We start from the raw sequence: 25,034 nt of genomic DNA, 5'->3' as shown, positions 1-25,034 counted from the left end.
CCCCCGGACGCCCGGGGTCCCGGGGGCCGCCGCCACCGGAAGCACCTGACCACCGCCGAGCACCGTGCCTGCCGCCGCGGCGACCACGAGGGCGCGCCGCGCGCCGTGCGCCGCCGGGTGGCCGCCCTGTCGTACGGGGAGTGCGTGGGCCATGGCTCGTCGCCGTTGAATACATCCGGGGCAGTCGCAGTCGCTCTCGGGATCGAATTCCTCGAATACCGGAGCACCCTCCATGCGATTCCCCTCACACTCCAGGAAAGAATGTCTGCGTCGCATCTGCACAGTCGTCAGCTTCTCAACTGTCGGGCGATATCGCATGTTGACGGTCCGAATGATGGATCCGCCCGCATTCACCTCCACGCCGCTCCCCCGCGCCCGCTCCGGGCCATGCCGTGCGGCGCCCCCGGGAGGGCCCGGTGGTCCGGAGCACCCGCCCGCGTCCGGTAGAGTTCTCCAGGTCAGCGCGCGCCGTTAGCTCAGTTGGTTAGAGCAGCTGACTCTTAATCAGCGGGTCCGGGGTTCGAGTCCCTGACGGCGCACAGACAACGAAAGCCCTCCGTTCACGCGGGGGGCTTTCGTCGTGCCGCCACCGGCGCGGGTACCGCTACCGTTGCGCCATGGCACGCGACATACAGGAGCGGATCAAGAAGCTCATCATCGACCAGCGGCTGCCCTCCGGAGCCTCTCTGCCCACCGAGCCCGAACTGATGGAACGCCTCGGCGTCAGTCGGAACTCCGTGCGAGAGGCCCTCAAGGCACTGCAGGCGATGGGCATCGTGGAAATCCGGCATGGTTTCGGCACATATGTCGGACCCATGTCGATGGCTCCCATGATCGAGGGCCTCACCTTCCGCACGGTGGCCGGCCACTACCGCGGCGAGGACAGCCTCCTCCAGCTCCTGGAGTTGCGGGAGGCCGTGGAGACCGGACTCATCGCGCGCCTCGCGGGCCGCATCCCGGCCGCGGATCTGGCCGAACTCGACGCCCTCGTGGATCAGATGGACACCGAGGCGGCGGCGAATGACGGCCGGATCGGTCAGCCGGGTGCGGTACACACCGAAACCGACCGTGCATTTCACGCCACCCTCTACCGCTGTCTGCGCAATCCACTGCTCGGCGAGGTCCTGGAGGCGTTCTGGGACGCCTTCCACAAGGTACGTACCGATCTGGTGGACGTGCCGCACGACCCCAGGGTCACCTGCCGCCAGCACCGGGAGATCCTTGACGCGGTCCGATCCGGCGATGTGCTCCGGGCCGAGCGGGCGATACGGGAACACTTCGGTAATATTCGAACGCGATTGAGCGCTCCTGTCTCAACAGGTAACTGAAATCGCTCGTATGACCGGTAAACACCTTGTTTCGCTCTTGCGATCATGGCTATGGGCGTAGAACCTTGTGCTGGAGCCATTGGCTCTCATGAGGCAGGCGGTGCGGGGCAGTTGGGGGCCCGGCAGGCCGAGGCCCGCGGGGGAAGGGACGGGGGGTCCCTTTCGTGAACGGATGCCGAGGGGGGCATCATGCAACCGGAAGGTAGCTGTTCCATGTCTAAGGGGACGGTGGCCTGCCACTGATGCGTCCGTGAAGGTCGAGGGGGACCGGGGCGGACGGAAGGACCAACGAACACGCGGGTGACCGCGTGCGGGGGGATGACTCATGACGTCGACGCCGACGGGCGCCCGGCCGAACGACCCGTCAGAGACAACCCAGCTGCGGGTGCCATCGCACCGGACAGGTGGGTTCCGGCGTATCAAGAAGGCCCTGCCTAGATACGACTACGAGCACTACAGCCGTCTCGCGGGGCCGCTCACACAGCCCGATCCGACCAAGCCGTACAAGGTGCAGTACCGCTCCCTGCTCTCGCAGGAGCCGCACCGGATCAGAGCCGCGCTCATGCTGGGGGCCGCGCCGCTGCTCTCGCTCGTGCTGCTCGCCTGGCTGCTGCAGCCGACGCACTGGACGGAGCGCGACTACGTCGCCAACGACTGGCTGCCGGTGCTCGACGTCGTCATGCTCATATCGATCGGCCTGATCGAGTTCTTCCGGTGCATGAACGTGCTCTCGAACGCGCACGCCACGCTCGTCGCCCGGGACCCGATACCCGTGGTGCCCGAGACCGGCACCCGCGTCGCCTTCCTCACCTCCTTCGTGCCCGGCAAGGAACCCCTTGAGATGGTGACGAAGACGCTGGAGGCGGCGGTCCGCATCCGGCACCGCGGCCTGATGCACGTCTGGCTCCTCGACGAGGGCGACGACCCCGCCGTCAAGGAGGTCTGCCTGCGGCTCGGCGTGCACCACTTCTCACGCAAGGGCGTGGCGAAGTGGAACATGAGCAAGGGCCCGCACCGCGCCAAGACCAAGCACGGCAACTACAACGCCTGGCTGGACGCGCACGGCGACGACTACGACTACTTCGCATCGGTCGACACCGACCACGTCCCGATGCCCAACTACCTCGAGCGGATGCTCGGCTTCTTCCGCGACGAGAACGTCGGCTTCGTCATCGGCCCGCAGGTCTACGGCAACTACGACAACTTCATCACCAAGGCCGCCGAGTCCCAGCAGTTCCTCTTCCACGCCCTGATCCAGCGCGCGGGCAATGCCTACGGCTCCCCGATGTTCGTCGGCACGAGCAACGCCGTACGCATCAGCGCCCTGAAGCAGATCGGCGGTCTCTACGACTCGATCACCGAGGACATGGCGACCGGCTTCGAGATCCACCGGGCCACGAACCCGAGGACCGGCAAGAAGTGGAAGTCGGTCTACACCCCGGACGTGCTCGCGGTCGGTGAGGGCCCCAACGCCTGGACGGACTTCTTCACGCAGCAGCTGCGGTGGTCGCGCGGGACGTACGAGACCATCCTCAAGCAGTTCTGGAAGGCGCCGTTCTCGCTGCCGCCCGGGCGGCTCTTCAACTACACGATGATGGTCATCTTCTACCCGATGTCCGCCATGAACTGGATCCTGGCCGCGCTCTCCTGCGCGCTGTTCCTGGGCATGGGCGCGTCGGGCGTGAACATCGACCCGACGATCTGGCTGATGCTGTACGGCAACGCGTCGGCGCTGCAGATCGGCCTCTACATCTGGAACCGCCGCCACAACGTCTCGCCGCACGAGCCCGAGGGCTCCGGCGGTATCGCGGGCATGGTGATGTCGGCCCTGTCCGCCCCGGTCTACGCACGCTCCCTGCTCGACGCCGTGCTGCGCCGCAAGAGCAAGTTCGTGGTGACGCCCAAGGGCGATTCGGCGAGCCCGGACACACTGTTCGGCACGTTCCGGATCCACCTGTTCTTCATCCTGGTCTTCGGCGGTTCGATGGCCGCCGCGTTCGTGTACGACCACGTCCACCCGGCGATGATCATCTGGGCCACGTTCGCCCTCCTGATCACGGCCGCGCCGATCTTCGCGTGGCGGTGGGGCATGCGGCAGGACAAGAAGAAGCGCAAGTCGCGGCACGGGGGAGGCCCTTCCGGGCCGCCGCCCGGCGGGGGCCAGAGGGTGCCGCAGCAGCGGGACGGCGAGGACGCCACGGCGCAACTGCCGCAGGCGCAACAGCCTCCGCAGGCGCCGCACGCGCCGCAGCAGAAGCCCAGCTGGGCAGCGAACGACCAGACCATGCAGATCGCCCTTGGGGGACGTAAGAAATGAAGGACCGCTCCAGCCGCCGCCGCGCCCGCCGCATCGCGATAGGCGCGGCGGTGGTCATAGCGCTGGCCGGGATGAACGGCCCGTGGCTATGGCGCGTGGGTTCGGAGAAGTACCACGACTACAAGATCAATAAGCCGGAGTACAAGGCCGACAACGGCCACTGGCAGGTCGTGGACTTCCCCGAGGAGTACCGCCAGAACACCATCCACGCGGCGCTCCTGCACACCGGCAAGATCCTTCTGGTCGCGGGCTCCGGCAACAACCAGAAGAACTTCGACGCCAAGAAGTTCGACACCCGGCTGTGGGACCCGGTCAAGAACACGATCAAGAAGATCAAGACGCCCGTCGACCTCTTCTGCACCGGCCACACCCAGCTGGCCAACGGCAATCTCCTGATAGCCGGCGGCACCCAGCGCTACGAGAAGCTCAAGGGCGACATCACCAAGGCCGGCGGCCTGATGGTGGTGCACAACGAGGACCCGGACAAGCCGATCACGCTGCCCGCGGGCACGAAGTTCACCGGCAAGAAGAACGGCAAGACGTTCGTCTCCAAGGACCCGGTCGTCGTCGAGCGCGCGAAGAAGGTCTTCGACAAGGCGACCGGCAAGTTCCTGCGCAACGAACCGGGCCTCGGCCGGGTGTACGTGGAGGCGCAGAAGAGCGGCACGAAGCACGAGACGGGCACGCAGGACAACTACCGCGTGCAGGGCCTGAGCGGCGCCGCCACCCGCAACACGTACGGCATCGCGCAGAAGCTCGCCCTGGACAAGAAGGACTTCCAGGGGATCAAGGACGCCTTCGAGTTCGACCCGGTCGCCGAGAAGTACATCAAGGTCGACCCGATGAACGAGGCCCGCTGGTATCCCACGCTGACCACGCTCTCGGACGGCAAGGTGCTCAGCCTCTCCGGCCTCGACGAGATCGGCCAGCTGGTCCCGGGCAAGAACGAGATCTACGACCCCAAGACCAAGAAGTGGACGTACACCAAGCAGGTACGCCAGTTCCCGACCTACCCTGCGGTCTTCCAGCTGGAGAGCGGCAGGCTCTTCTACTCGGGGTCGAACGCGGGCTACGGCCCCGACGACGTCGGCCGCAAGCCCGGCACCTGGGACCTGGAGGAGAAGGGCAGCTGGAAGGGGATCCCGGGGATGAGCGACCCGAACCTCCTCGAGACCTCCAACACGGTCGAACTGCCGCCCGCGCAGGACCAGAAGTACATGGTGGTCGGCGGCGGCGGTGTCGGCGAGTCCAAGAAGTCCAGCAAGAAGACCCGCATCGTCGACCTCCTGGACGACAACCCGAAGTTCACGGACGGGCCCGAGCTGGAGAAGGGCACCCGCTACCCGCAGGCCTCGACCCTGCCCGACGACTCGGTGCTCATATCCGGCGGCTCCGAGGACTACCGCGGCCGTGGTGACTCGAACATCAAGCAGGCGCGGATCTACGACGCCAAGACCGGCGACATGCGCCGGGTCGCGGACCCGGAGGTCGGCCGCAACTACCACTCGGGCTCGATCCTGCTGCCCGACGGCCGCGTGATGTTCTTCGGCTCCGACTCGCTCTACTCCGACAAGGCCAACACCAAGCCCGGCGAGTTCGAGCAGCGCATCGAGATCTACACCCCGCCGTACCTGTACCAGGGCTCGCAGCCCACGCTCAGCGGCGGCCCGGAGGAGATCAAGCGCGGCGGGTCCGGGACGTACCGGACCCAGCACGCCTCGTCCATCAAGACGGCCCGCCTGATCAGGCCGAGCGCCTCGACGCACGTCACCGACATCGACCAGACGTCCGTCGCCCTGGACCTGAAGAAGTCCGCGGACGGCGTCACGGTGACGATCCCCAAGGAGAAGAGCCTGGTGGAGTCCGGCTGGTACATGCTCTTCGTGACGGACGACCAGGGCACCCCGAGCAAGGCCCAGTGGGTCCACGTTCCGTAAGGAGCGCCCCGTAGGGGCGCGAGGAACTGCGCGAGCAACCACAAGAAAGCCGCAGTCGCATCTGCCGAGATCCCGGCAGATGCGACTGCGGCTTTTCGCGCGCTGAGCGCGCAGTTCCTCGCGCCCCTATCGGGCCGCCTTCGCAAGGCCCGCTGCGTACTCGGGCCACCACTCTCCGGCCTTGGGACCGCCCCGACACGTGCCGTCGGACTCACCGGGCCGCTTGACCCAGAGGTAGGCGTCGACCAGCGGGTCACCCGTCTTGGTGGTGGGCGCCTCGCCGAGCGCGCGGCCTGGCGGGTTGCACCAGGTGTCCTTGCCCTTGGTGTACGCGCCGTTGCCGTTGCGCGCGGTGTCGATGACGAACGGCTTGTCGCCGATCTTCGCCGACAGCTTCTTGCCGAACTCCGTGCTGGCCTCGGTGGTCTGGAAGTTCGAGACATTCACCGAGAAGCCGTCGGCCTGCTCGACACCCGACCACTTCAGGGGCTCCCAGAGCGAGTCGGGGTTCTTCCAGCCCGCGTTGCCCGCGTCCAGGTACACCTTGGTGTTCTTCAGGGACTTGAGCTTCTCGATGGCGCCCTTGAGAAGGTCGTACCGCTCTTCGTGGAACTCCTCCGGCGTGCAGTTGTCGACCATGTGGAGCACCGCGTCCGGCTCCAGGATGATCGTTGCGTTGCGGTCACCGATGCCCTTCGCCACCTGGTCGATGAACGTGCGGTAGGCGTTGCCGTCGGCCGCGCCACCGCCCGAGTACTGACCGCAGTCGCGGTGCGGGATGTTGTAGAGGACCAGGAGCGCGTCCCGGTCCGCCTTCTGGGCCGCCTCGGTGAAGCCGCGGGACTGGTCCTCCGCGTTCTCCGGGATGATCCATTCGGCGACGGGCTGTTCGGCGATCTTGCGGATCAGCTCGGCGTCGTCCTTCTTCCCGTCCTTCTCGTACGTGGCGACCTGCTTGGCCGCGTTCCCGTCCGGGTTGACCCAGTACGGGTCGGTGCCCTTCGGCTGTTGTTCGACCGGCTTCCCCGACGACCCCTCGTTGTCCGAGCCGTCATCGGAGGAGCACCCCGACAGCAGCAGCGCCGCCCCCGCAAACGCCGCCGCAGCCTTCACCCCCCTGGCCGCGATTCGATGACCGCGGCCGGTGCCTTTGTGGTACATCCACTCCCCCTTGGGTGCACTGTCCGATTCTCAATCCTGACATACGCACTCCCGGCCCACGAGGCCCGCCCGTCGGCTACGGAGACCTGTTGGTGAGCTGTTACAGCTCGGCGCCCGGGGGTAGGCGCAGTGGACGGGGCAGCGCTCATGGGGAGGAGATCATGCAGGATCGCACCTCTGAACTACGGCTGGCCGAAGTCCTGGTGGAGACCACGGACACCTTGGACGACGACTTCGATCCGGAACGCCATCTGGGCCGGGTCGCGGGCCACTGCGTGGAGCTGCTGGCCGCTGCCGCCGCCGGGGTCATCGTCGACGGCTCCGGCAACTGCCCCGTCTCTCTCGGCGGCCATCCACAGGACCTGGCACTCGCCCTGCTCGGGGCCCAGCAGAGTGGTGGACCCTGCGTGGAGAGCTTCGGCTCGGGCCTGCCCGTGCCGCCGGTGCGGCTCGCGGCACCCGAACCCGCCGCGCGCTGGCCGGAGTTCACGGCGCTGGCCCGCCGCCACGGCATCGGGGTGACGTACGCGGTTCCGCTGCGACAGCGCGCGACCGTGCTCGGCGCGCTCAACGTCTTCGTGCCCGAGACCTCCCTGGCCCCGCACACCGACGGCGAGTTGCGCCTGGCGCAGGCGCTCGCCGACGCCGCCGCGGTCGGTCTGCACAACCACCGCGCCTACACGCAGTATCGGACCCTCGCCACACAGCTCCAGGGCGCCCTGACCAGCCGTATACGCATCGAACAGGCCAAGGGCATACTCGCCGAACGCTGGCGGACCGACCTGGACGAGGCCTTTGACGTACTGAGGCGGTACGCGCGTAGAGAACGGCTGGTCATGCAGGTGGTCGCCACCGAGGTGATCAAGGGTTCCCTCGATGACGCGGCGCTGCGCGGCAGTTGGTCCGAACCTTCCTGAAGGTCATCCCGAGAGCCGCCACCACCTGCGGTGATCACAGAGAGAAAGCGGATCACGACTTGGCGTCAATCCACCTCTAGGCTCCAGCGCTCATCCGTTCTAGAGTCGTCACAACGGCCCAAGCCCCCGGCCTGAACGCCCATCCCGCACAACGGGGTTGGCCATCGAACCTCCCGCGCCGGCGCCGGGTTACTCCCGCAGCTCGTGCGCGCGCGGTCGAGGACCAGCCCGGTCGACGGCTCCGGGGGGAGCGGGCCGCCGACCGGGCCGGGTTGTCCGGATCCGGATTGTCCGGATACAGCCTCCATTGACGTTGACAGTGTCCATGCCGACTGGGACTCTCCGGGACGACAAGTCCATACATCGAGGCGACGGTTGACAGGAACCCGGTGCGATACCGGGGCGGTCCCGCCACTGTGACCGGACGCCCGCGCGGCGTGCGGAAGTCAGGAACTGAACCGTCGTACTCCTGCTTCGGGGCGTGGAAACCCCGGAAGGAGGCCCTCCGGCATGTCATCGCACTCCGCGGCATCGCGCACCGACAGCACGGCGGCCCAGGCGGCCACGGCCTCGACCCGCGACTGGCTCATCGCGTCGGCCGCGGTCATCATCGCGTTGATCGCGCTCTACGCGGTCTTCATCGACAACGGCGCGCTGATCTCGGCGACCGGCAGCTATCTCCACGAGTTCGCCCACGACGGCAGGCATCTCCTCGGTGCCCCGTGCCACTGACCGGGCACGGACACGGACACGGCACCATGCCGACGCCCCAGTCCTCGCCGGTCTCGCCGGTCCTGCCCCTGCTCGGCCGGGGTCTCGTCGCGGGAGGCGTGGCGGGCCTCGCGGCGGGGCTCTTCTCCCTGCTCCTCGCCGAGCCGCTGATGGACCGGGCGATCCGCGCCGAGGAGAAGCGGTCGGTCCAGCACCACGAGGAGCTGTTCACGCGCTCGGCCCAGCACGCGGGACTGGTGGTCTCCGCGGTCGTCGCCGGTCTGGCCGTCGGCATCCTCTTTGCCGTGGCGTACGCCCTGGTGCACCGCCGCGACCCGGGCTCGGCCCCGTGGCCGCGTGCCCTGGCCTTCGCGGGAGCGGCCTTCCTCGCCGTCTCCCTGGTGCCCGGTCTGCGCTACCCGGCGAACCCGCCGGGCGTCGGTGACCCCGGCACGGTGGGCGACCGCCAGGCGATGTGGCTCGCGGCCATGGCGATCGGCGTCCTCGGCATGTTCCTGACCTGGCAGGTGTACGTACGCCTTGCGGGCAGACCCGTCCCGGTGCGGCAGATCGCGGCGGTCCTCACGACGGTCGCCGTCCTGGCCTCGCTCTTCCTGCTCCCGGACAACCCCGACCCGGTCCCGGTCGACGCGAAGCTCCTGTGGGACTTCCGCGTCGTCTCGATCGCCTCGCACGCCCTGCTGTGGGCCGTGTTCGCGGCGGTCTTCGGGGGCCTCGGCCTGCGGGCCGTCCGGGAAGGGGCCGCCAGGGGTGCCGCCGGGGGCGCGAGCGCGGCGGGAGTGCCCTCGCGCCTCGGCGCCACCCCTACGACCCCACCCCGGTGAGGTAGGCGGACACCACCACGTTCGCCGAGTACGTCTTGGTCGCCCGGTCGAACGTGCCGCCGCACGTGATCAGGCGGAGTTCGGCGCGGCCCTCCTCGTGGGGGCCGTACGCCTTCTTCGCGTCGAAGCGTTCCCGGCTGAGGACCTGGACGTCGTCCACGGTGAACTCCGCGACCGAGCCGTCGTCCCGGGTCACAAGGACCTTCTCGCCCGGGCGCACCGCGCTGAGGTCGTAGAAGACCGCGGGGCGCGTCTCGGTGTCGACGTGGCCCACGAACAGGGAGGTGCCCGCCGCTCCGGGGCGTGTGCCGCCGCCGTACCAGCCGACGGAGCCCGCCTGCTCGAAGGGCGGCGGATCGATGGCGCCGTCCTGATCGAGTCCGCGGGCGACCACCGGCGCCCGCACCTTCAGCGAGGGGACATCGACACGCTGCGGCTTCGCGGCGCCCAAGGGCTCGTGCGCGTCCGGGAGTTCGACGGCGAACGGCCTGCCGACCGCCGCGACGTCACCGGTCGTGGGCTCCGAGACACCGCCGCGTACGTCGGTGATCTCGCTGCCCCACAGCCAGAGCCCCACGAGCACCAGCGCCCAGGCGACCCCGGTGAGGAATCGCCCGTGCCCCGCCGGCTGCCCGTCCGGCTTCTCATGGCCCGACACGTCGTTCGTCGCCCGTCACTCGGAGCGGCGCCGGCGGACGCTGCGGAACGCCACGGCCACGGCCGCCACCCCGGCGAGCACCAGGCCGATCACCGCGTGCCGGGTGCCGGGCCCCGCCTCCTGGGCGTGCGCGGCAAGCTGCGCGGTGCCGCCGCCGCCCGCGCGTACCGGCGAGACGGGGGCGGGATTGTTCGGGACGATCTGCACGGTGCCCACGCCCTGGTGGGGGTGACCGTCGCAGATGACAGTGACGTCGTGCGAACCCTCGACGCCGTCGCGGAGCGTGGCGGAGCCGTTCAGCGAGTACTTGCCGCCGTCCCTGCCGGTGAGCTTCGCGTCTCCCGTGAACGCCCCGGACCCGGCGGACCCGGTCGTGCCCTCACAGCCCGAGACGCTGATCTCCACCTTGGCCCCGGGCGCGGCGCTGGAAGGGGTGACCGTGGCATGCACTTTGCCCTCGTCATGGGCGTGCGCGGGTGTCGCCGCGGCGATGGGAAGCGCGGCGAGGACAACCGCCCCGGCTATGCCACGCAGGGTGAGTGTTCCTCTACGCATCGTGAACCTCCTGTTTCGAGGTTCACGCGCGACGGCGTCCCACGCCTCCCGTGTGCGGCAAACGGGTGGTCTTCGCGTCAGACCCGGTCGACGAGATCGGCGATGGAGTCCACGACGTTCGAGGGCCGGAACGGGTGCTGGTCGATGTCCTTGCGGGAGGTCAGGCCGGTCAGGACCAGGAAGGTCTCCATCCCGGCCTCAAGGCCTGCGAGGACATCCGTGTCCATGCGGTCGCCGATCATGGCGCTGGTCTCCGAGTGCGCCCCGATGGCGTTCAGGCCCGTGCGCATCATCAGGGGGTTCGGCTTGCCCGCGAAGTAGGGGTTGCGCCCGGTGGCCTTGGTGATCAGCGCCGCGACGGCCCCGGTCGCGGGCAGCGGCCCCTCCGTGGAGGGCCCGGTCTCGTCCGGGTTCGTGCCGATGAAACGGGCCCCGCCGTTGATCAGCCGTACGGCCTTGGTCATGGCCTCGAAGGAGTACGTACGGGTCTCTCCGAGCACCACGTAGTCCGGGTCGTGGTCGGTCAGGACGTACCCGATGTCGTGCAGGGCGGTGGTGAGCCCCGCTTCGCCGATGACGTACGCCGTGCCGCCGGGCCGCTGATCGTCCAGGAACTTCGCGGTGGCGAGCGCGGAGGTCCAGATGTTCTCGACGGGGACTTCGAGGCCCATGCGGGTCAGCCGGGCCTGGAGGTCACGCGCGGTGTAGATGGAGTTGTTCGTCAGGACCAGGAAGGGCTTCCCGGACTCCCGGAGCCTCTTGATGAAAGCGTCGGCGCCGGGAATCGGAACGCCCTCGTGGATGAGCACGCCGTCCATGTCGGTGAGCCACGATTCGATGGGCTTGCGCTCTGCCATGGGGTGCACTCCTGCGGTCTCCGTTGAGCAAGGTAGCTGGGGGGCGCCGGGACAGCTCTGTGCCGACGCCCCCCAGCCTAATCAGGATGCGGTGATCGTGACCCCGTCGATCACCCAATACCAGTTGTTGCCGCCGGTGTACCGGAAGCGGACCTGGGCCTTCGTGGCCCCCGCGGGCACCTGGAGGGCGATGTTCTCGACGACGGAAGGGGTGTCCGCGGTGTACGTCTTCACCGCGACCGGGGCCCCGCCGTCGTACGAGACGAGCACCTCGCCCTTCTGCGGGGCCTCCTGGCGGTAGTACGTCGTGTACGTGAGGGTGGCCTTCGCGCCGCCCCGCACCTCGTACGCCGGGCTGACGAGCGTCGAGTCGAAAGTCCCCGAGAAGGTCTTGTCGGTCCACTCGTCGCCGTCCGCGACCGCGAAGACGTTCCGGGCGCGGATGTTGAGTTCCCGCTGCTGGTCGCGCTCGGTCTTCGTCCAGAACTCGTCCGTGGTGAAGGACCAGCCGCGCCACTCGGTGATGCCGCCGGTGCCCATCTTCGAGTTGTCGACGCTCCAGCCGCTCGGCGGCGTGTGCGTGAATCCGATGACTCCGCCGCCGATGCCGGTCTCGTCCACGGGCCCCGTCAGCTTGGCGCGCAGGGCGTCGAACGCGTCCGGCGTCGGCTGCTGGACGGGGCGTCCGTCCAGGCCCCAGGCCGGGTCGATCGCGATGCCGAGGTGGGCGAGCGCGCTGGCGGCGATGTCGGGCATACGGACGTCGTGGCGGACCGAGCCCGCCGTGACCGTGCCACCGGCGGCGATCATGAACGTCTGGCGCTCGGGCCAGCTGGAGCCGCCGTGGCCGCCGGGGTCGGTGTGCCCGTGGTCGGCGGTGATCATGATGAGCCAGTCCTCGTCGCCGTACGTGGCGCGGGACTTGACCGCGGCGACGATCTGACCGACCTGGGTGTCGGCGCCGTGGATCGCGTCGAGATAGGCCTGGCTCGCGGCGCCGCTGTCGTGGCCCGCGTGGTCGATGTTGTCGAGCTGGACGAAGACCGCGTCGGGGTTGCCGCCCTTGACCTCGGCGACGGCGCGGGTGGTGGTTCCGGCGTCGTACTCGGCCGACGGGGTGGACACCCGCGCATCCACCTTCGCCGAGAAGATGATGTCGGTGATCGGCGCCCAGGACGAGACGGCGTACGTCCGCAGGTTCGGCTTCGCGGCCTCGATCCGGGTCATGAAGTCCGGGTACTTGGCGAGGTTGTGGCCGGTGAACTCGTTGTTCACGACCTTGTGCTTGTCGGGCCAGACACCGGTGATGAGCGTCGACCAGCCGGGGCCCGACGAGGTGGGCGCGAGCGGGTTGGCGTAGATGCTGCTCGGCGCGGTCAGGCCGGCGCTCATCAGGCCCTTGAGTGCGGGCGCTTCGGCGTCCTTGATTCTGCCGAGCAGGGCGCCGTCCAGGCCTATCACCAGGACCTTGGGGGTTTTGGCTGCGGCCTTGGCGGCGGTGGCGAGGGGGCCTGCGGCCACCGCGAGGGCGGCGGTGGAGGCAGCGGTGGAAACGAGGAGGGAGCGGCGGGTGATGCCTTGCGACACGTGGTCCTCCAGTCGGAAGGAAGTGGGGCGCACGCCAACGCCCCTGGAGAACCAGGGGCGTTGGGTCCATACCCGTTATCTTTTCGCTACCGGACACCCTGGGCCAAGGGTGCGGCGGTGAACTCTCAGCTACCGGTCGCCGACTTCCAGTCCTCGACGTACGTCTGGAGGTTCTCGGAGATGTCGGACCAGTCCGGCTCGAAGATCTCGACCCCGTCGACGATCTTGTCGAGCGCGACCGCGTTGGCGTCGGTGGCCTTGATGTCCTTGCGCGCCGCGAAGCCGCCGCCGATCTCGCTGACCTGCTGCTGGGCCTTCTGGCTGAGCAGGTAGTCGAGGAACTTCTTGGCGTTGGCGGAGTGCGGGGCCTTGTTGACCAGGCCGGCCGCGTAGGGCAGCGCGAAGGTGGTGGGCTTTCCGGCCGGGTCCGTCGAAGTCGCCGGGAACCAGATGCCGAGGTTCGGCATGTCCTTGGACTGGGCGTAGTTCATCTGCACGTCACCGTTGGCGGCGAGGAGCTCGCCCTTGTCGACCTTGGGCGCGAGCTTGCCGGTGGAGGCGGACGGGCCGACATTGTTGGTCTGGAGCTTGTTCAGATAATCCATGGCGGGCTTCTTGCCGCCGAAGTCGTGCATCGCCTTGATGAGCACGGCGGTGCCGTCGCCCGCGACGCCGGGCGTGGAGTACTGGACCTTGTCCTTGTACGAGGAGTCCGTGAGGTCCTCCCAGGTCTTGGGCGCCTTGCCGCCGGGCAGCTCCTTCTTGTTGTAGATGAAGCCGAAGTAGTTGTTCACGACGGAGGTCCACTTGCCGTCGGGCGCCTTGTCGGCGCCGTCGACCTGGTCGGACCCCTCGGGCTTGTAGGCCTGGAGCAGGCCCTTCTCGTCGGCCTGCTGGATGAACGGCGGCAGGGTGATGATGACGTCGGCCTGCGTGTTGGACTTCTCGCGGACGGCGCGCTGCACCATCTCGCCGGAGCCGCCCTCGACGTAGTTCACCTTGATGCCGGTCTTCTTCTCGAAGTCCTTGAAGACCTGGTCGTACCAGCCGTCGCCGTTCTCGCCCTTGAGGCCGTCGGCGCTGTAGACGGTGACCTCCTTCGCGTCGGACGCGGAGGAGTCGCCACCGCACGCCGTGAGGGATCCGGCGATGACGAGGCTGCCGGTCAGGGCGGCGAGCGTTCTGGTCTGGGTAAGCCGTGACATGACGTTTCGTACTCCTTGAAAACCTTGAGGGGACTTGAGGGGCCGGTCGGTTCAGCGGTAGGAGGCGCGGGTGCGGATGCGCGAGACGCCGAAGAGGACGAGCAGCGTCGCCGCCATCAGGACCACCGCGACGGCGGCACCGATGAAGAGGGAGCCGCGGTCGGTGGCCGCGTAGATCTGCACAGGAAGCGGCATCCAGTCCGGCGGGTAGAGCATCATCGTGGCGCTCAACTCGCCCATGGAGAGCGCGAAGCAGAGGCCCGCTGCCGCGTTGAGCGACGGCAGCAGGAGCGGCAGCTTCACCTTCCACAGGACGTACGAGGGCCGGGCGCCGAGCGATGCGGCGGCCTGTTCGTACGCCGGGTCGAGTCGGACGATGGCAGCCGAAACCGACTGATAGGCGAACGCCGTGACAAGAATGGTGTGCGCGAGGATCACGATCCAGCGGGTGCCGTTGAGGATCATCGGCGGCTTGCTGAACGCCACGAGGATCGCGAGCCCGACAACGACTGAGGGCACGGCGACCGGCAGCATGAAGAGGGTGTCGAGAACACGCTTGCCCCCCTTCTTCAGCGAGGCCGCGGCGAGCGCGGCCCAGGACCCGACGGCAAGCGCGAGCAGGCTGGCGCCGACGGCGGTGACCAGGCTGGTGGTGAGCGCCTTGAGCGAATCCCCGCGGGTGGCGGACGCGTAGTGCTCCGCGGTGAATCCGGAGGGAAAGGCGCCGGACCAGTGCGATGAGAACGAGGCGGCCAGGATCACGAGGAGAGGAAGCGCGAAGAGAGGCAGAAAGAAGACGAGGAAAAGAACCCAGGTCGCCCACTTCCCCTTGCGGCTATGCACCAACACGACGGCTCACCACCCGGTAGAGGCTGTAAAGACCCACGGAGATCGCGATGTTGACCACGGCGACGACACAGGCCGCCGGATAGTCGGACTCGAGAATGGCCTTGCTGTAGACGAGCATGGGAAGGGTCGTGACCCCCTTGGCTCCCGTGAAGAGCACGATCCCGAATTCGTTCAGACACATGACGAGTACGAGGCTGCCGCCCGCGGCGAGGGCGGGCAGCGCCTCGGGCAGGATGACCCGCCGGATGATGCGGCCGGGCCTCGCCCCGAGACTCGACGCGACTTCCAGCTGCGCGGTGTCGATCTGCGAGAAGGCGGCGAGCAGGGGACGCATCACGAAGGGCGTGAAGTACGTGATCTCGGCGAGGAGAACACCCCACGGAGTGGTCAGGAACTGAAACGGCCCTTCGGCGGCCCCGGTCGCGTCCGTCCACATTCCATTGGCCATGCCCTTGGTGCCGTAGATGAACAGCAGGGCGAGGGTGATGAGGAAGGACGGAAAGGAGAGAAAGACGTCGATGAACCTGGCGACGGCTTTCCCTCCCGGGAACGGCACAAAGGCAATGATCAGCGCGAGCGCGAACCCGAGCACGAGACACCCGACCGTGGACCCGACGGCCAGCCACACGGTAGTCCCGAGCGCCTCCCGAAACGCTTCGGAGCCGAAGACGTCGGAGTAGGGCTGGAGGGAGGTGCCTCCGGTATCGGGCTGCACGGACTGCTGGACGACGAGGCCGAGGGGGTAGAGGAAGAAGAGCGCGAGAGCGGCGATGGGGGGCAGAGCCCAGACGAAGCGGGGCACTCGCCACTTCGGCGAGGGGCTGCCGCCCTCCTCCGGCCCACCCGACCACCCCGGCCGCCCCTGCTGTGGGCAGGCGTTCCGCACGGCGGAACGGGTGGGCACAGCCCCCGATGCCGGGTCACTTTTCACAAGGCGCGCACCAGAGCTATCCATCGGTCACCCCGCCAGACAGCAACACCGCATCCTCCGGCGCAAAGTGCAGCGTGACCGAGTCACCGATACCCGGCGGAGTCCGAAGCTCCCGAAGGTCCGCCTTCACCCGCTGCCCGCCGACATCCACGTACAACCGGTGAGTGGCCCCCCGCCACTGCACCTCGGCGACACTCCCTGTAAGGGCGTTGGGCCCGTCCCCCAGGCCGACCAGATGCGGCCGCACGCACAACGTGGCGGTGGCGCCCCGCACCGCCTCCCCCGTGTCGACCTTCAGGTCAACCCCGCCGAAGGCGACAGTGCCGGACCCCACCCGCACCGTGAGGAGATTCGCGTTCCCCACAAAAGAAGCCGTGAACTCAGTCCGAGGCGCCCGATAAAGCTCCTGCGGAGTCCCGCAGTCCCGCAACCGCGCCTTGTCCATGACGGCAATGCGATCCGCCAGGGTCAAGGCCTCCACCTGGTCATGGGTGACGTACAAAATGGAGACGTCGGGCAACTCCCGGTGCAACCGGGCGAGTTCCCCCAGCACCCCCGACCGCAACTGCGCGTCGAGCGCGGAAAGCGGCTCGTCAAGCAGAAGCACCCCCGGCCGAATGGCCAACGCCCGCGCGATGGCGACCCGCTGCTGCTGCCCCCCGGAAAGCTCCCGGGGGAACCGCTTGGCGTACGACGCCATCCCCGTCATTTCCAGCGCCTCGGCGACCCGCCCCGGAATCTCGGACTTGGCGACCTTCTGCGCCTTCATGCCGAAGGCGACGTTGTCCTCGACCCGCATGTGCGGGAAGAGCGCGTACTGCTGGACGACCATCCCGATCCCCCGCTGGTGCGGCGGAAGGCCGGTGACATCGCGCTCCCCGATGAACACCCGCCCGGCCGCGGGCCGCACGAACCCGGCGACGGCCCGCAGCGCGGTCGTCTTGCCCGAGCCCGAGGGGCCGAGCAGGGCCATGACCTCGCCGGGCTCGACGGTCAGGTCGAGCGAGTCCAGGACGGTGTTCTTGCCGTAGGCGACCGAGACGTTCTCGAAGCGGATGCCGCTGCGCACGCGCGTAGGGGTGCCGCCGCTCACTCGTCAACGCCCCTGAGCAGCGAGGGCAGTTCGGCGACCGACCCGAGGACGTGAGTGGCCCCCGCCCCCCGCAGCGCCTCGGCGTCATGCGCCCCGGTGAGCACCCCGGCGACCACACCGGCCCCGGCCCGCACCCCGCTCTTCATGTCGTACGCCGTGTCGCCCACGACGGCGATCTGCCGGACGTCGTCCACCGCCCCCGTCCGCAGGAAGGCGCTGAGCACCATGTCCGGGTAGGGGCGCCCACGACCGCCCGCGTCGGCGGGGCACAGGGTCAGCCCGACCAGGTCCCGCCAGCCAAGGGCGTCCAGGATGGCGTCCTGCGTGACCCGGGCGAACCCGGTGGTCAACACCACGGCCAGACCTGCCGACTTGAGCTCTTCGACGGCTTCCCGCGCGCCCGGGATCGGCGCGATCCGGCCGCCGTCCACCAGCTCCCCATACGCCTTCTCGAAGGCCACGTTGCCCTGCTGGGCAAGGGCCTCGTCGCCGAACAGATGCCGGAAGACGGAGATCTTGGACTCGCCCATGGTGGCGCGTACGTAGTCCAGCTTCTCGGCGTGGTCCGCCGAGCCCGGCTCGACGCCGAGTTCCCGCGCGGCGGCGGAGAAGGCCTGCTCGACAAGGCCTCCGTCCGCGACGGTCGTACCGGCCATGTCGAGAACGACAAGCCCACAGCGGCGCATGTTCGACTCCCGCACCTTCCTCACCATCCCAACTCGTCTGCCGTCTTCTCCGCGATGGCGGGCGAGCACGTCATGCCGCGCCCGCCGGGCCCGGTGACGAGCCACACGCCTTCGCGCACCTGCTGCCGGTGCACGACGCGGGCCGTGTCGACGCACTGCGCGTACACCCCGGCCCAGCGCCGTCTGATCTTCGGCAGCGGGCGGCCCAGGAAGCCCTCGACGACCTCGGTGAGGTGGTCGTAGGGGTCTTCGAGGGTGTCGAAGGCGAAGGGGTGCTCGTACTCATGGGTGTCGCCGATGGTCAGACCGCCGTCGCGGCGCTGCACCATGAGCAGCTGCATCTTGTGCTCGGCGGCGGTCGGCGCCTGCGCCTGCCCTGCGTTGAGCGCGTCGAGGGCGTCCGACTTGTACGCCGGGTAATAGCGGAAGCTGTCGGCGTCGGCGACGGAGGTCGTGAGCGCCTCACCGAGGGGCTCCGTCTGCATCATCTGCAGCCGCACGCGGCGCACGGGCAGATCGGGCCCGGCAAGATCGCGGACGAGGCCCCCGAGCCAGGCGCCGGTGGCGAGCACGACGACGTCACCGGTGTGTACGTCGCCGTGGTCGTCCCGCACCGCGTTCTCACCGACGACTTCGCGGACCTCGCGGCCGGGCAGGAAGGTGTAGCGGGGCGACGCCAACAGCGCCTCCCGCAGCCGCAGTTGAGCGACGCGCGGCTCCACCGCCGCGTCCCGCTCGCACCACAGTCCGGCGATGAAGTCACCGCGCAGCGCCGGGTTGAGGGCGCGGACCTCGTCGGCGTCGAGCAGCTTGTAGCCGCGGGCCGCCGCGTCGGGGCGGACGAGGGCGGCCTCGGCGACCGCGCGCTCGCGCTCGTTGCGCACGAGGGTGAGGGAGCCGTTGGCCCGGAAGCCGATGCCCTCCACCCTCGCGCCTATCTCCTCCCACAGTTCGCGGGCCCGCAGGGCGGTCTCCAGCTCCTCGCCCCCGGCGCGGCCGCTCACCCATATCTGCCCGAAGTTGCGCAGTGAGGCCCCACGGGCCTCGCTCTCGCGCTCGATCTGTACGACCTCGTGGCCGCGTTCCACTGCGTGCCAGGCGTGCATGGTTCCCACCACGCCGGCTCCTACGACGATGACTCTCACGACGGCAACGCTCCTGGGGACGAGTGACCCGCTGTGGTCCTGGCGGCAACGGGATGGTGAACGGCCACCCAAGGTTGGCCTAGACCCGTTACCTTCTCGTTATCGTGATGGGTCGATCGCCTTACACGGAAAGGGAGTTCAGCCGCCGCCGTTGCCCAAGTGCGTGGTGAAGGAGAACCGGTCGCCGCGGTAGAGGGTGCGGACCCGCTCCAGCGGATGCCCGGACGTGTCCCGTGAGACGCGGTGGATCAGCAGCATGGGCAGCGCGGGAGGGGTGCCGATCAGCAGGGCCTCGCGGGGCGTGGCGAGGACGGTCTCGATGCGTTCGTCGGCGTCGCCGAAGGAGATGCCGAGCTGATCGCGGAGGTAGGCGTAGAAAGAGGAGTCGGGCTCGAAGTCCCGGTCGAGCGCGGGGACTCGGGCCACGGAGACGTACGTACTCTCGAGCCCCACCCGCTCGTCGTCGGCGAGCAGCACACGCTCCATGTGCCAGACGGGCTCCCCCTGCTCGACCCCGATCTCGGCGGCGAGGGCTGCGGGAGCGGGGAACCGGTCGAGAGAGATGAGATTTCGCCCGGGGGTACGCCCCTGCCGCCGCACGCCTTCCGTGTAACTGGCGAGGGACAGCGGCTGCTCCAGCTTGGGGCCCGCGACGACCGTGCCGCGCCCCTGCCTGCGCAGCCGCCCTTCGAGCAGCAGCTCACGCAGCGCCTGCCGCACGGTCTCCCGCGCGACCTCGTACCGCACGGCGAGATCCCGCTCGGTCGGCAGCGTCTGCCCGTCCCCCAACTCCTCTATCAGGTCGGCGATCCTGGCCTTCACCGCGTAGTACTTCGGGATGCGGCCGTGCTCGGGGATGCCGGAGCGGATGGGGGCGCCGGGTGCCTGGTCGAGCAGGTGCGCGGGAGGGTGCGGGGAGTTCGGGTTGTCCACCCAGGGATGTTCGCAGACGTACGTGAACAGGTAGGTGAACGGAAGGTGCGGCGCGGGGAGGTGGCAGGCGCGAGCGACTGGGGCGAGCGGCCGGTGGCCTTGCGATCGGGAGCGTGGCGTCGCGTGCCGGGCTCAGCGCCGGCGTGCGGCCCGCAGTCGCCGGGTCCCTGCGACAAGCGCCCAGCCCACGGCGAACAGCGCGCCGAGCACCGCACTGACGCCGAGCAGGGCGCGGGGTCCCGTGGCGGCGAGTTCGTCGGCGTAGGAAGTGCCTCCGGAGTCGAGGCGCTCACGTCCTCCGCCGCTGCCGCCGTCGGCGCCTTGGGTGTCGCCTCCGCCGTCCCGCCCTCCGACCTCGCTCCCGTCAGGTTCGGAGGTGTCGGCGCCGCCGTCGCTGTAGCTGTCGCTGCCGATGCCGAACGGGTAGTCGTCGGACTCGCCCACCCAGTCGCCGTCGTCGTCACGGCGCTGGACGACGGCGGCGGAGATGACGGCGTGCCGGGACCGGGCCTCGGAGGTGAAGGAGAGCCGCACCTTGACGGTGAGGGTCCGCCCCGCCTTGACCGTGAACCCGGGGAATCCGTCGTCGAAGACGCCGACGTTCTCGTCCCGGTCGGTCCGTTCGAACCCGACGGGACGCCAGCGTTTGCCGTCGTGGAACTCCAGCTGGACCTGCCGGGGCCGCAGCTCGCGCTCCTTGTCGACGATGACGACGACCGGGTGGATGTTGCCGCAGACGCCGCGGGTGGTGTTGGCCAACTCGACGGACCAGCTCCGGTAGCCGCCCCCGGCCTCGTAACCGGGGGGCCCACCCTCGATCCGCGTCGCGATGGGGAAACCTTCGCCGCTGGGGTCGGAGCAGATGGGGGGCTGGGCCGCGTACGGCCGCTGCACGACTGCGGCCGCGTCACTCGCCGCCCCGGTCGCGACAGGCGCGAGGGCGGCGGCAGCGGCGGTGACGCCGGAGGCGAGAGAGCGGCGGAGTCGCATGAGGGGCCTTTGCTGGCGCGGAGGGGCGGGAGCTGGAGCGGGGGCCGTATGACACCGGTCATGGGCCGCGACCTTGCCACGCCCCACGCCGTCCCCCGAGTACGCCACAACCCCGTACCGCCGACTGACCCGCGCAAGTTCCTCCTATCAGCCGACTTTCCGTTGATTGCGATTGCCGGGTACGCCCCTCAAGGGGCGCGGGGCTGTGACTCATACGGCTCCGCCACGCGCACGCGACCAGCCCCCACCAGCCCGCAGGTCCACCACCACAGTTCCAACGAAGCGCTCGCCCCCCCGGCCCACGGGACCAGCCCCCCACCGGCCCGCGGAAAGATCACCGCACTCCCAACGGAACGCTCAGCCCCGGCTCACTGGGAACGCCACGGAAGCAGACTCGACGAAGTCCGGGCGCGAGGCTGTGACGAATGCGGCTCCGCCACGCGCACGCGACCAGCCCCCACCAGCCCGCGGAACCATCACCGCACGCCCAGCGGAGCACTCGCCGGAAACGCCACGCTCGCCCTGCCGAAGAGCGGCGCGAGGACCAGTTGCGCCGCGCCCTCCGCGACGCCCCGGTCTCCCCCGGACGCGACGGCGACCGGGACCTCCGTGCCTCCGCCGCCCCGCCGCGCGCGTGCGGCGACGACGGCGCCCACTCCTCGTACGAAGCGCTCCTCGTCCGCGAGGACGGCCCGTCCGCCGAGCAGTACGAGATCGATGTCGAGCAGGCTGACCAGGTTGCCCGCCCCCGCCCCGAGTACCCGCGCCGCCTCGTCCAGATCCCCCCGCGCCACCGCGGCCAGGCACAGCGCCTCGATGCAGCCGCGGTCACCGCACCCGCACTCCGGGCCGTCCAGCTGGATCACCTGGTGGCCGAACTCGCCCGCCCCGGTCCGCGCCCCGCGGTAGAGACCTCCGTCCAGCACGAGGCCCGCGCCAAGGCCCGTCCCGAGGTGCAGATACGCGAACGACTCCGCCACCCCGCCCAGCGCGAGCCCCAGCGCGGCGGCGTTCGTGTCCTTGTCCACGACGACCGGCAGCCCCAGGCGCCCGGCGAACGCGTCCCGCAGCGGGAAACCGTCCCACGCGGGGAACCCGGTCACGCGGTGCAGAACGCCGTCGGAGTGGTCGAGCGGACCGGGCAACGCGACCCCGACGCCCAGCAGCCCGGCGGCGGCCGAAGAGACCTCACCACCCCCCGCCCCGCTGACCAGCGCCCGCACCACCCCCACCGCCACGTCGACCACCGCCTCCGCGCCCGCGGCGAACTCCAGCGGCGCCCGGCGTTCCGCGACCACATGCCCCGTCAGGTCGGCCAGGACCGCCGTCAGTTCGTCGCGGTCCAGGTGGAGGCCGACCGCGTGTCCGGCGTCCGGGACGAGGCGAAGGAGCGTGCGCGGTTTGCCGCCGGTGGACGCGCGGCGGCCCGCCTCCGCCGCGAGACCCTCCGCACGCAACCGCGCGGTGATCTTGCTGACGGCCTGCGGTGTGAGCCCGGTGCGCTCGGCCAGTTCGAGGCGGCTTATGCCGGCCTCGCCCGCCGTGCGCAGCAGGTCGAGCACGAGGGCGGCGTTGTGCCCGCGCAGCGCGGGCAGGTTCACCCCGGCGCCCGTCCTGCCGCCGCTTCCCGTACCCGCCCTCGCCTTATCAGTGCTGTTCACACCCCCATTGTCGTACGCGCTTGCGCTTTGGCAACACCGTTGCTTAAGTGGAACGCATGACTGGTACAGGCTCAGGCGCCCCCGGACCTCACGGCTCCCCTCTACGCGTAGCCCTCATCGGATACGGCCTCGCGGGCTCCGTCTTCCACGCCCCGCTGATCGCCGCCACCGAGGGCCTCGCCCTCGACACGGTCGTCACGTCGAACCCCGAGCGGCAGGCACAGGCCCGCGCCGAGTTCGGTGACGGCCTGCGCTTCGCCGCGTCGACGGACGAGCTCTGGGCCCGCGCGGACGAGCTCGACCTGGTGGTGATCGCGTCCCCGAACAAGACGCACGTCGCGCTCGCGACCGCCGCCCTCAAGGCGGGCCTCCCGGTCGTTGTGGACAAGCCGATCGCGGGCACCGCCGCCGAGGCGCGCGAGCTCGCCGCCCTCGCCGAGGACCGCGGACTGCTCCTCTCCGTCTTCCAGAACCGCCGCTGGGACAACGACTTCCTGACTCTCCAGAAGCTCGTCGCCGACGGCGAGCTCGGCGACGTATGGCGCTTCGAGTCCCGCTTCGAGCGGTGGCGCCCGCAGCCCAAGGGCGGCTGGCGCGAGTCCGGAAACCCCGAAGAGATCGGAGGTCTGCTCTACGACCTCGGCTCCCACGTCGTCGATCAGGCGCTCGTGCTCTTCGGCCCCGCGCGGTCCGTGTACGCCGAGTCCGACGTCCGCCGCCCCGGCGCCGAGGCCGACGACGACACGTTCATCGCGATCACGCACACGAACGGCGTCCGCTCGCACCTGTACGTGAGCGCCACCACCGCCCAGCTCGGCCCGCGCTTCCGCGCGCTCGGCTCGGCGGCGGGCTATGTGAAGTACGGCCTCGACCCGCAGGAAGCCGCACTCCGCGACGGCAAGCGGCCCGCCGGCGAGGACAGTTGGGGCGAGGAGCTGGAGTGCATGTGGGGCCGGGTCGGCTCCGGCGAGTCCCCGCTGACCGGCGGCGGCATCCCGGTCAAGACACTGCCGGGCGACTACCCCGCGTACTACGCGGCCGTGGCCGCGGCGGTCCGCGGCACCGGCCGGAACCCCGTCTCCGCGTACGAGGCCGCGTCGGCCCTCGACGTCCTTGAGGCCGCACGCCGCTCGGCCCGCGACGGTGTGGCGGTGGCCGTATGACGACGCCGACGCCGAAGTCGACGCCCACCGCACCCACAGTGGACGAGCTGGAGACCCAGGAACTCCGCCTGGTACTCCCCCACTTCACGTACGAGGACGCCTGGGCGCTCGGCACCCTCCTGGTCGACCTGGCCCGCGAGCGCCAGGCCCCGGTGGCCATCGACATCACCCGGGGCGGCCAGCAGCTCTTCCACGCGGCCCTGCCGGGATCGACCCCGGACAACGACGCCTGGATCACCCGCAAGCGCCGCGTCGTCGAACGCTACGGCTGCTCGTCGTTCCTGGTCGGCACGCGCTTCCGCGCCAAGGGGACGACGTTCGAGGAGTCCTCGCGCCTGGACCCGGACGTGTACGCGGCGCACGGCGGCGCGTTCCCGATCGCGGTGCGGGGCGCGGGCGTGATCGGCACGGTCGTGGTATCGGGCCTCCCGCAGGCGGCGGACCACGCGCTGGTGGTCGAGGCCTTGGAGCGGTTCGTGTAAACGGGGGCGCCCCTCTCCGCTGAGGGGGGCGCCCCGTCAGGGGCGCGGGGAACTGCGCGCCAAGCCACGACGCAGCCGCTACGCCCCCTTCAGCTCCTGCCGCTGCTTGCCCAGTCCCTCGATCTCCAGCTCCACCACATCACCGGCCCGCAGGTACGGCTTCGGCTCGGGGTGTCCCATGGCCACGCCCGCCGGCGTACCGGTGTTGATGACGTCACCCGGGTACAGGGTCATGAACTGGCTTACGTAGCGCACCACTTCGGCCACCGGGAAGATCTGCTGGGCCGTGGTCCCGTCCTGCTTCAGCTCGCCGTTGACCCAGAGCTTCAGGGACAGGGCCTGCGGGTCGGGGACCTCGTCGGTCGTCACAAGCCACGGGCCAAGCGGGTTGAACGTCTCGCAGTTCTTGCCCTTGTCCCAGGTGCCGCCGCGCTCGATCTGGAACTCGCGCTCCGAGACGTCGTGGGACACCGCGTATCCGGCGATGTGCGCGAGCGCCTCCTCGTCGGACTCCAGGTAGCGGGCGGTGCGCCCGACGACGATCGCGAGCTCGACCTCCCAGTCCGTCTTGACCGACTTGCGCGGCACGAGCACGGTGTCGTCCGGACCGACCACCGTGTCCGCCGCCTTGAAGAAGATGACGGGCTCGGCGGGCGGCGTGGCCCCGGTCTCCTTCGCGTGGTCGTGGTAGTTGAGCCCGATGCACACGACCTTGCCGATCCGGGCGACGGGCGGCCCGACCCGCAGCCCCTCCGCGTCGAGCACGGGCAGCTCGCCCGACTCGGCGGCGGACCGGACCCGGCCGAGGGCGGCCGTGTCGGCGAGCAGCGCGCCGTCGATGTCCGTGACGGTCCCTGAAAGGTCCCGCAACGTGCCTTCGGCATCGAGCAGCGCCGGGCGCTCGGCCCCCGCCGTACCGACTCGCAGCAGCTTCATGGTCAATCTCCCTTGGTCGAGTCGCGCCCGCGTCCTGACTGCCCGCGTGGCCCGGGTTGCGGCCATCGGAGGATTGGAAGATCCTCC

Annotated in this window: 23 protein-coding genes, 1 tRNA gene, 1 pseudogene and 1 riboswitch; of the genes and pseudogenes, 9 read left to right on the top strand and 16 right to left on the bottom strand. The window is 69.7% G+C overall.

All coding sequences use genetic code 11. The annotated features are described in order from the left end of the window. A pseudogene (locus tag ABD378_RS25290) lies at positions 1–234 on the bottom strand (peptidoglycan-binding protein); the annotation flags it as partial. 231 nt (positions 235–465) lie between these two features. On the opposite strand from ABD378_RS25290, the gene ABD378_RS25285 reads away from it, so the two are divergent. From ABD378_RS25285 to glxA, 4 genes are all read left to right on the top strand, one after another. Then, positions 466–539, top strand: a tRNA-Lys gene (locus ABD378_RS25285). Between the two features lie 78 nt (positions 540–617). Further along, positions 618–1,328, top strand: a complete 711-nt coding sequence (locus ABD378_RS25280; RefSeq protein ID WP_344524059.1) for a FadR/GntR family transcriptional regulator — start codon at positions 618–620, stop codon at positions 1,326–1,328. A gap of 325 nt (positions 1,329–1,653) precedes the next feature. Next, a complete protein-coding gene (locus ABD378_RS25275) occupies positions 1,654–3,645 on the top strand; it encodes a glycosyltransferase family 2 protein (RefSeq protein ID WP_344524057.1) in 1,992 nt (663 codons plus the stop codon). Then, complete coding sequence (glxA, locus tag ABD378_RS25270; protein ID WP_344524055.1) at positions 3,642–5,582, top strand: radical copper oxidase GlxA; 1,941 nt, start codon at positions 3,642–3,644, stop codon at positions 5,580–5,582. The genes ABD378_RS25275 and glxA overlap by 4 nt, the downstream gene beginning before the upstream one ends. A 126-nt stretch (positions 5,583–5,708) precedes the next feature. Here the strand turns inward: glxA and ABD378_RS25265 are convergent, their stop codons facing one another. Further along, positions 5,709–6,743: a glycoside hydrolase family 6 protein gene (locus ABD378_RS25265; protein ID WP_344524053.1), complete on the bottom strand. Its 1,035-nt coding sequence runs from the start codon at positions 6,741–6,743 to the stop codon at positions 5,709–5,711. A 161-nt stretch (positions 6,744–6,904) separates the two neighbouring features. On the opposite strand from ABD378_RS25265, the gene ABD378_RS25260 reads away from it, so the two are divergent. The 3 genes from ABD378_RS25260 to ABD378_RS25250 all read left to right on the top strand — a co-directional run bounded on the left by ABD378_RS25260 (position 6,905) and on the right by ABD378_RS25250 (position 9,216). Then, positions 6,905–7,660, top strand: a complete 756-nt coding sequence (locus tag ABD378_RS25260; protein ID WP_344524051.1) for an ANTAR domain-containing protein — start codon at positions 6,905–6,907, stop codon at positions 7,658–7,660. Positions 7,661–8,016: 356 nt separating this feature from the next. Then, positions 8,017–8,136, top strand: a riboswitch (cobalamin riboswitch). Between the two features lie 34 nt (positions 8,137–8,170). Beyond that, a complete protein-coding gene (locus ABD378_RS25255; RefSeq protein ID WP_344524049.1) occupies positions 8,171–8,392 on the top strand; it encodes a CbtB domain-containing protein in 222 nt (73 codons plus the stop codon). A 26-nt stretch (positions 8,393–8,418) separates the two neighbouring features. Then, positions 8,419–9,216: a CbtA family protein gene (locus ABD378_RS25250; protein WP_344524047.1), complete on the top strand. Its 798-nt coding sequence runs from the start codon at positions 8,419–8,421 to the stop codon at positions 9,214–9,216. On the opposite strand, the gene ABD378_RS25245 is transcribed toward ABD378_RS25250, so the two are convergent. From ABD378_RS25245 to ABD378_RS25185, 13 genes are all read right to left on the bottom strand, one after another. Then, the gene (locus ABD378_RS25245; RefSeq protein WP_344524045.1) at positions 9,197–9,874 is read right to left on the bottom strand and encodes a class F sortase; all 678 of its coding nucleotides are present in this window, start codon (positions 9,872–9,874) and stop codon (positions 9,197–9,199) included. The two genes, ABD378_RS25250 and ABD378_RS25245, sit on opposite strands and share 20 nt — an antisense overlap. A gap of 15 nt (positions 9,875–9,889) precedes the next feature. After that, positions 9,890–10,429, bottom strand: coding sequence for a hypothetical protein (locus tag ABD378_RS25240; RefSeq protein WP_344524043.1), 540 nt, complete (start codon positions 10,427–10,429; stop codon positions 9,890–9,892). A gap of 77 nt (positions 10,430–10,506) precedes the next feature. Continuing rightward, entirely contained in the window at positions 10,507–11,286 is a 780-nt protein-coding gene (locus ABD378_RS25235; protein WP_344524041.1) for an HAD-IIA family hydrolase, read from the bottom strand. An 81-nt stretch (positions 11,287–11,367) separates the two neighbouring features. Beyond that, complete coding sequence (locus ABD378_RS25230; protein WP_344524039.1) at positions 11,368–12,873, bottom strand: alkaline phosphatase family protein; 1,506 nt, start codon at positions 12,871–12,873, stop codon at positions 11,368–11,370. Positions 12,874–12,998: 125 nt separating this feature from the next. Then, positions 12,999–14,078, bottom strand: coding sequence for a 2-aminoethylphosphonate ABC transporter substrate-binding protein (locus ABD378_RS25225; protein ID WP_344524037.1), 1,080 nt, complete (start codon positions 14,076–14,078; stop codon positions 12,999–13,001). 51 nt (positions 14,079–14,129) lie between these two features. Next, positions 14,130–14,927, bottom strand: coding sequence for an ABC transporter permease (locus ABD378_RS25220; RefSeq protein ID WP_344524035.1), 798 nt, complete (start codon positions 14,925–14,927; stop codon positions 14,130–14,132). Continuing rightward, positions 14,914–15,882, bottom strand: coding sequence for a 2-aminoethylphosphonate ABC transporter permease subunit (locus ABD378_RS25215; protein WP_344524033.1), 969 nt, complete (start codon positions 15,880–15,882; stop codon positions 14,914–14,916). Before ABD378_RS25215 ends, ABD378_RS25220 begins: the two co-directional genes overlap by 14 nt. Then, on the bottom strand, positions 15,875–16,927 hold the full coding sequence (locus tag ABD378_RS25210; protein ID WP_344524031.1) for an ABC transporter ATP-binding protein: 1,053 nt from the start codon (positions 16,925–16,927) through the stop codon (positions 15,875–15,877). The genes ABD378_RS25215 and ABD378_RS25210 overlap by 8 nt, the downstream gene beginning before the upstream one ends. A 20-nt stretch (positions 16,928–16,947) precedes the next feature. After that, entirely contained in the window at positions 16,948–17,664 is a 717-nt protein-coding gene (locus tag ABD378_RS25205) for a phosphonatase-like hydrolase (RefSeq protein ID WP_344524029.1), read from the bottom strand. Then, positions 17,658–18,782, bottom strand: a complete 1,125-nt coding sequence (locus tag ABD378_RS25200; protein WP_344524027.1) for a TIGR03364 family FAD-dependent oxidoreductase — start codon at positions 18,780–18,782, stop codon at positions 17,658–17,660. Before ABD378_RS25200 ends, ABD378_RS25205 begins: the two co-directional genes overlap by 7 nt. 138 nt (positions 18,783–18,920) lie before the next feature. After that, positions 18,921–19,715 carry a GntR family transcriptional regulator gene (locus ABD378_RS25195; RefSeq protein ID WP_344524025.1) on the bottom strand — a complete coding sequence of 265 codons (795 nt, stop codon included), beginning with the start codon at positions 19,713–19,715 and terminating at the stop codon, positions 18,921–18,923. A 132-nt stretch (positions 19,716–19,847) separates the two neighbouring features. Continuing rightward, on the bottom strand, positions 19,848–20,705 hold the full coding sequence (locus ABD378_RS25190) for a hypothetical protein (protein ID WP_344524023.1): 858 nt from the start codon (positions 20,703–20,705) through the stop codon (positions 19,848–19,850). Between the two features lie 476 nt (positions 20,706–21,181). Further along, positions 21,182–22,366: an ROK family transcriptional regulator gene (locus ABD378_RS25185; protein ID WP_344524021.1), complete on the bottom strand. Its 1,185-nt coding sequence runs from the start codon at positions 22,364–22,366 to the stop codon at positions 21,182–21,184. A 56-nt stretch (positions 22,367–22,422) separates the two neighbouring features. Here ABD378_RS25185 and ABD378_RS25180 point away from each other — a divergent pair, with 56 nt between their 5' ends. Both ABD378_RS25180 and ABD378_RS25175 read left to right on the top strand, forming a co-directional pair. After that, positions 22,423–23,529, top strand: coding sequence for a Gfo/Idh/MocA family protein (locus ABD378_RS25180; RefSeq protein WP_344524019.1), 1,107 nt, complete (start codon positions 22,423–22,425; stop codon positions 23,527–23,529). Continuing rightward, positions 23,526–24,011, top strand: coding sequence for a heme-degrading domain-containing protein (locus ABD378_RS25175; RefSeq protein WP_344524017.1), 486 nt, complete (start codon positions 23,526–23,528; stop codon positions 24,009–24,011). Before ABD378_RS25180 ends, ABD378_RS25175 begins: the two co-directional genes overlap by 4 nt. Positions 24,012–24,089: 78 nt before the next feature. Here the strand turns inward: ABD378_RS25175 and ABD378_RS25170 are convergent, their stop codons facing one another. Beyond that, the gene (locus tag ABD378_RS25170; protein ID WP_344524015.1) at positions 24,090–24,947 is read right to left on the bottom strand and encodes a fumarylacetoacetate hydrolase family protein; all 858 of its coding nucleotides are present in this window, start codon (positions 24,945–24,947) and stop codon (positions 24,090–24,092) included. Positions 24,948–25,034: the final 87 nt, after the last annotated feature.

Origin of the sequence: Streptomyces rectiviolaceus (genome assembly GCF_039533825.1) — a bacterium.
GTDB classification, from domain to species: domain Bacteria; phylum Actinomycetota; class Actinomycetes; order Streptomycetales; family Streptomycetaceae; genus Streptomyces; species Streptomyces rectiviolaceus.
This window is presented reverse-complemented; position numbering and strand designations above follow the sequence as displayed.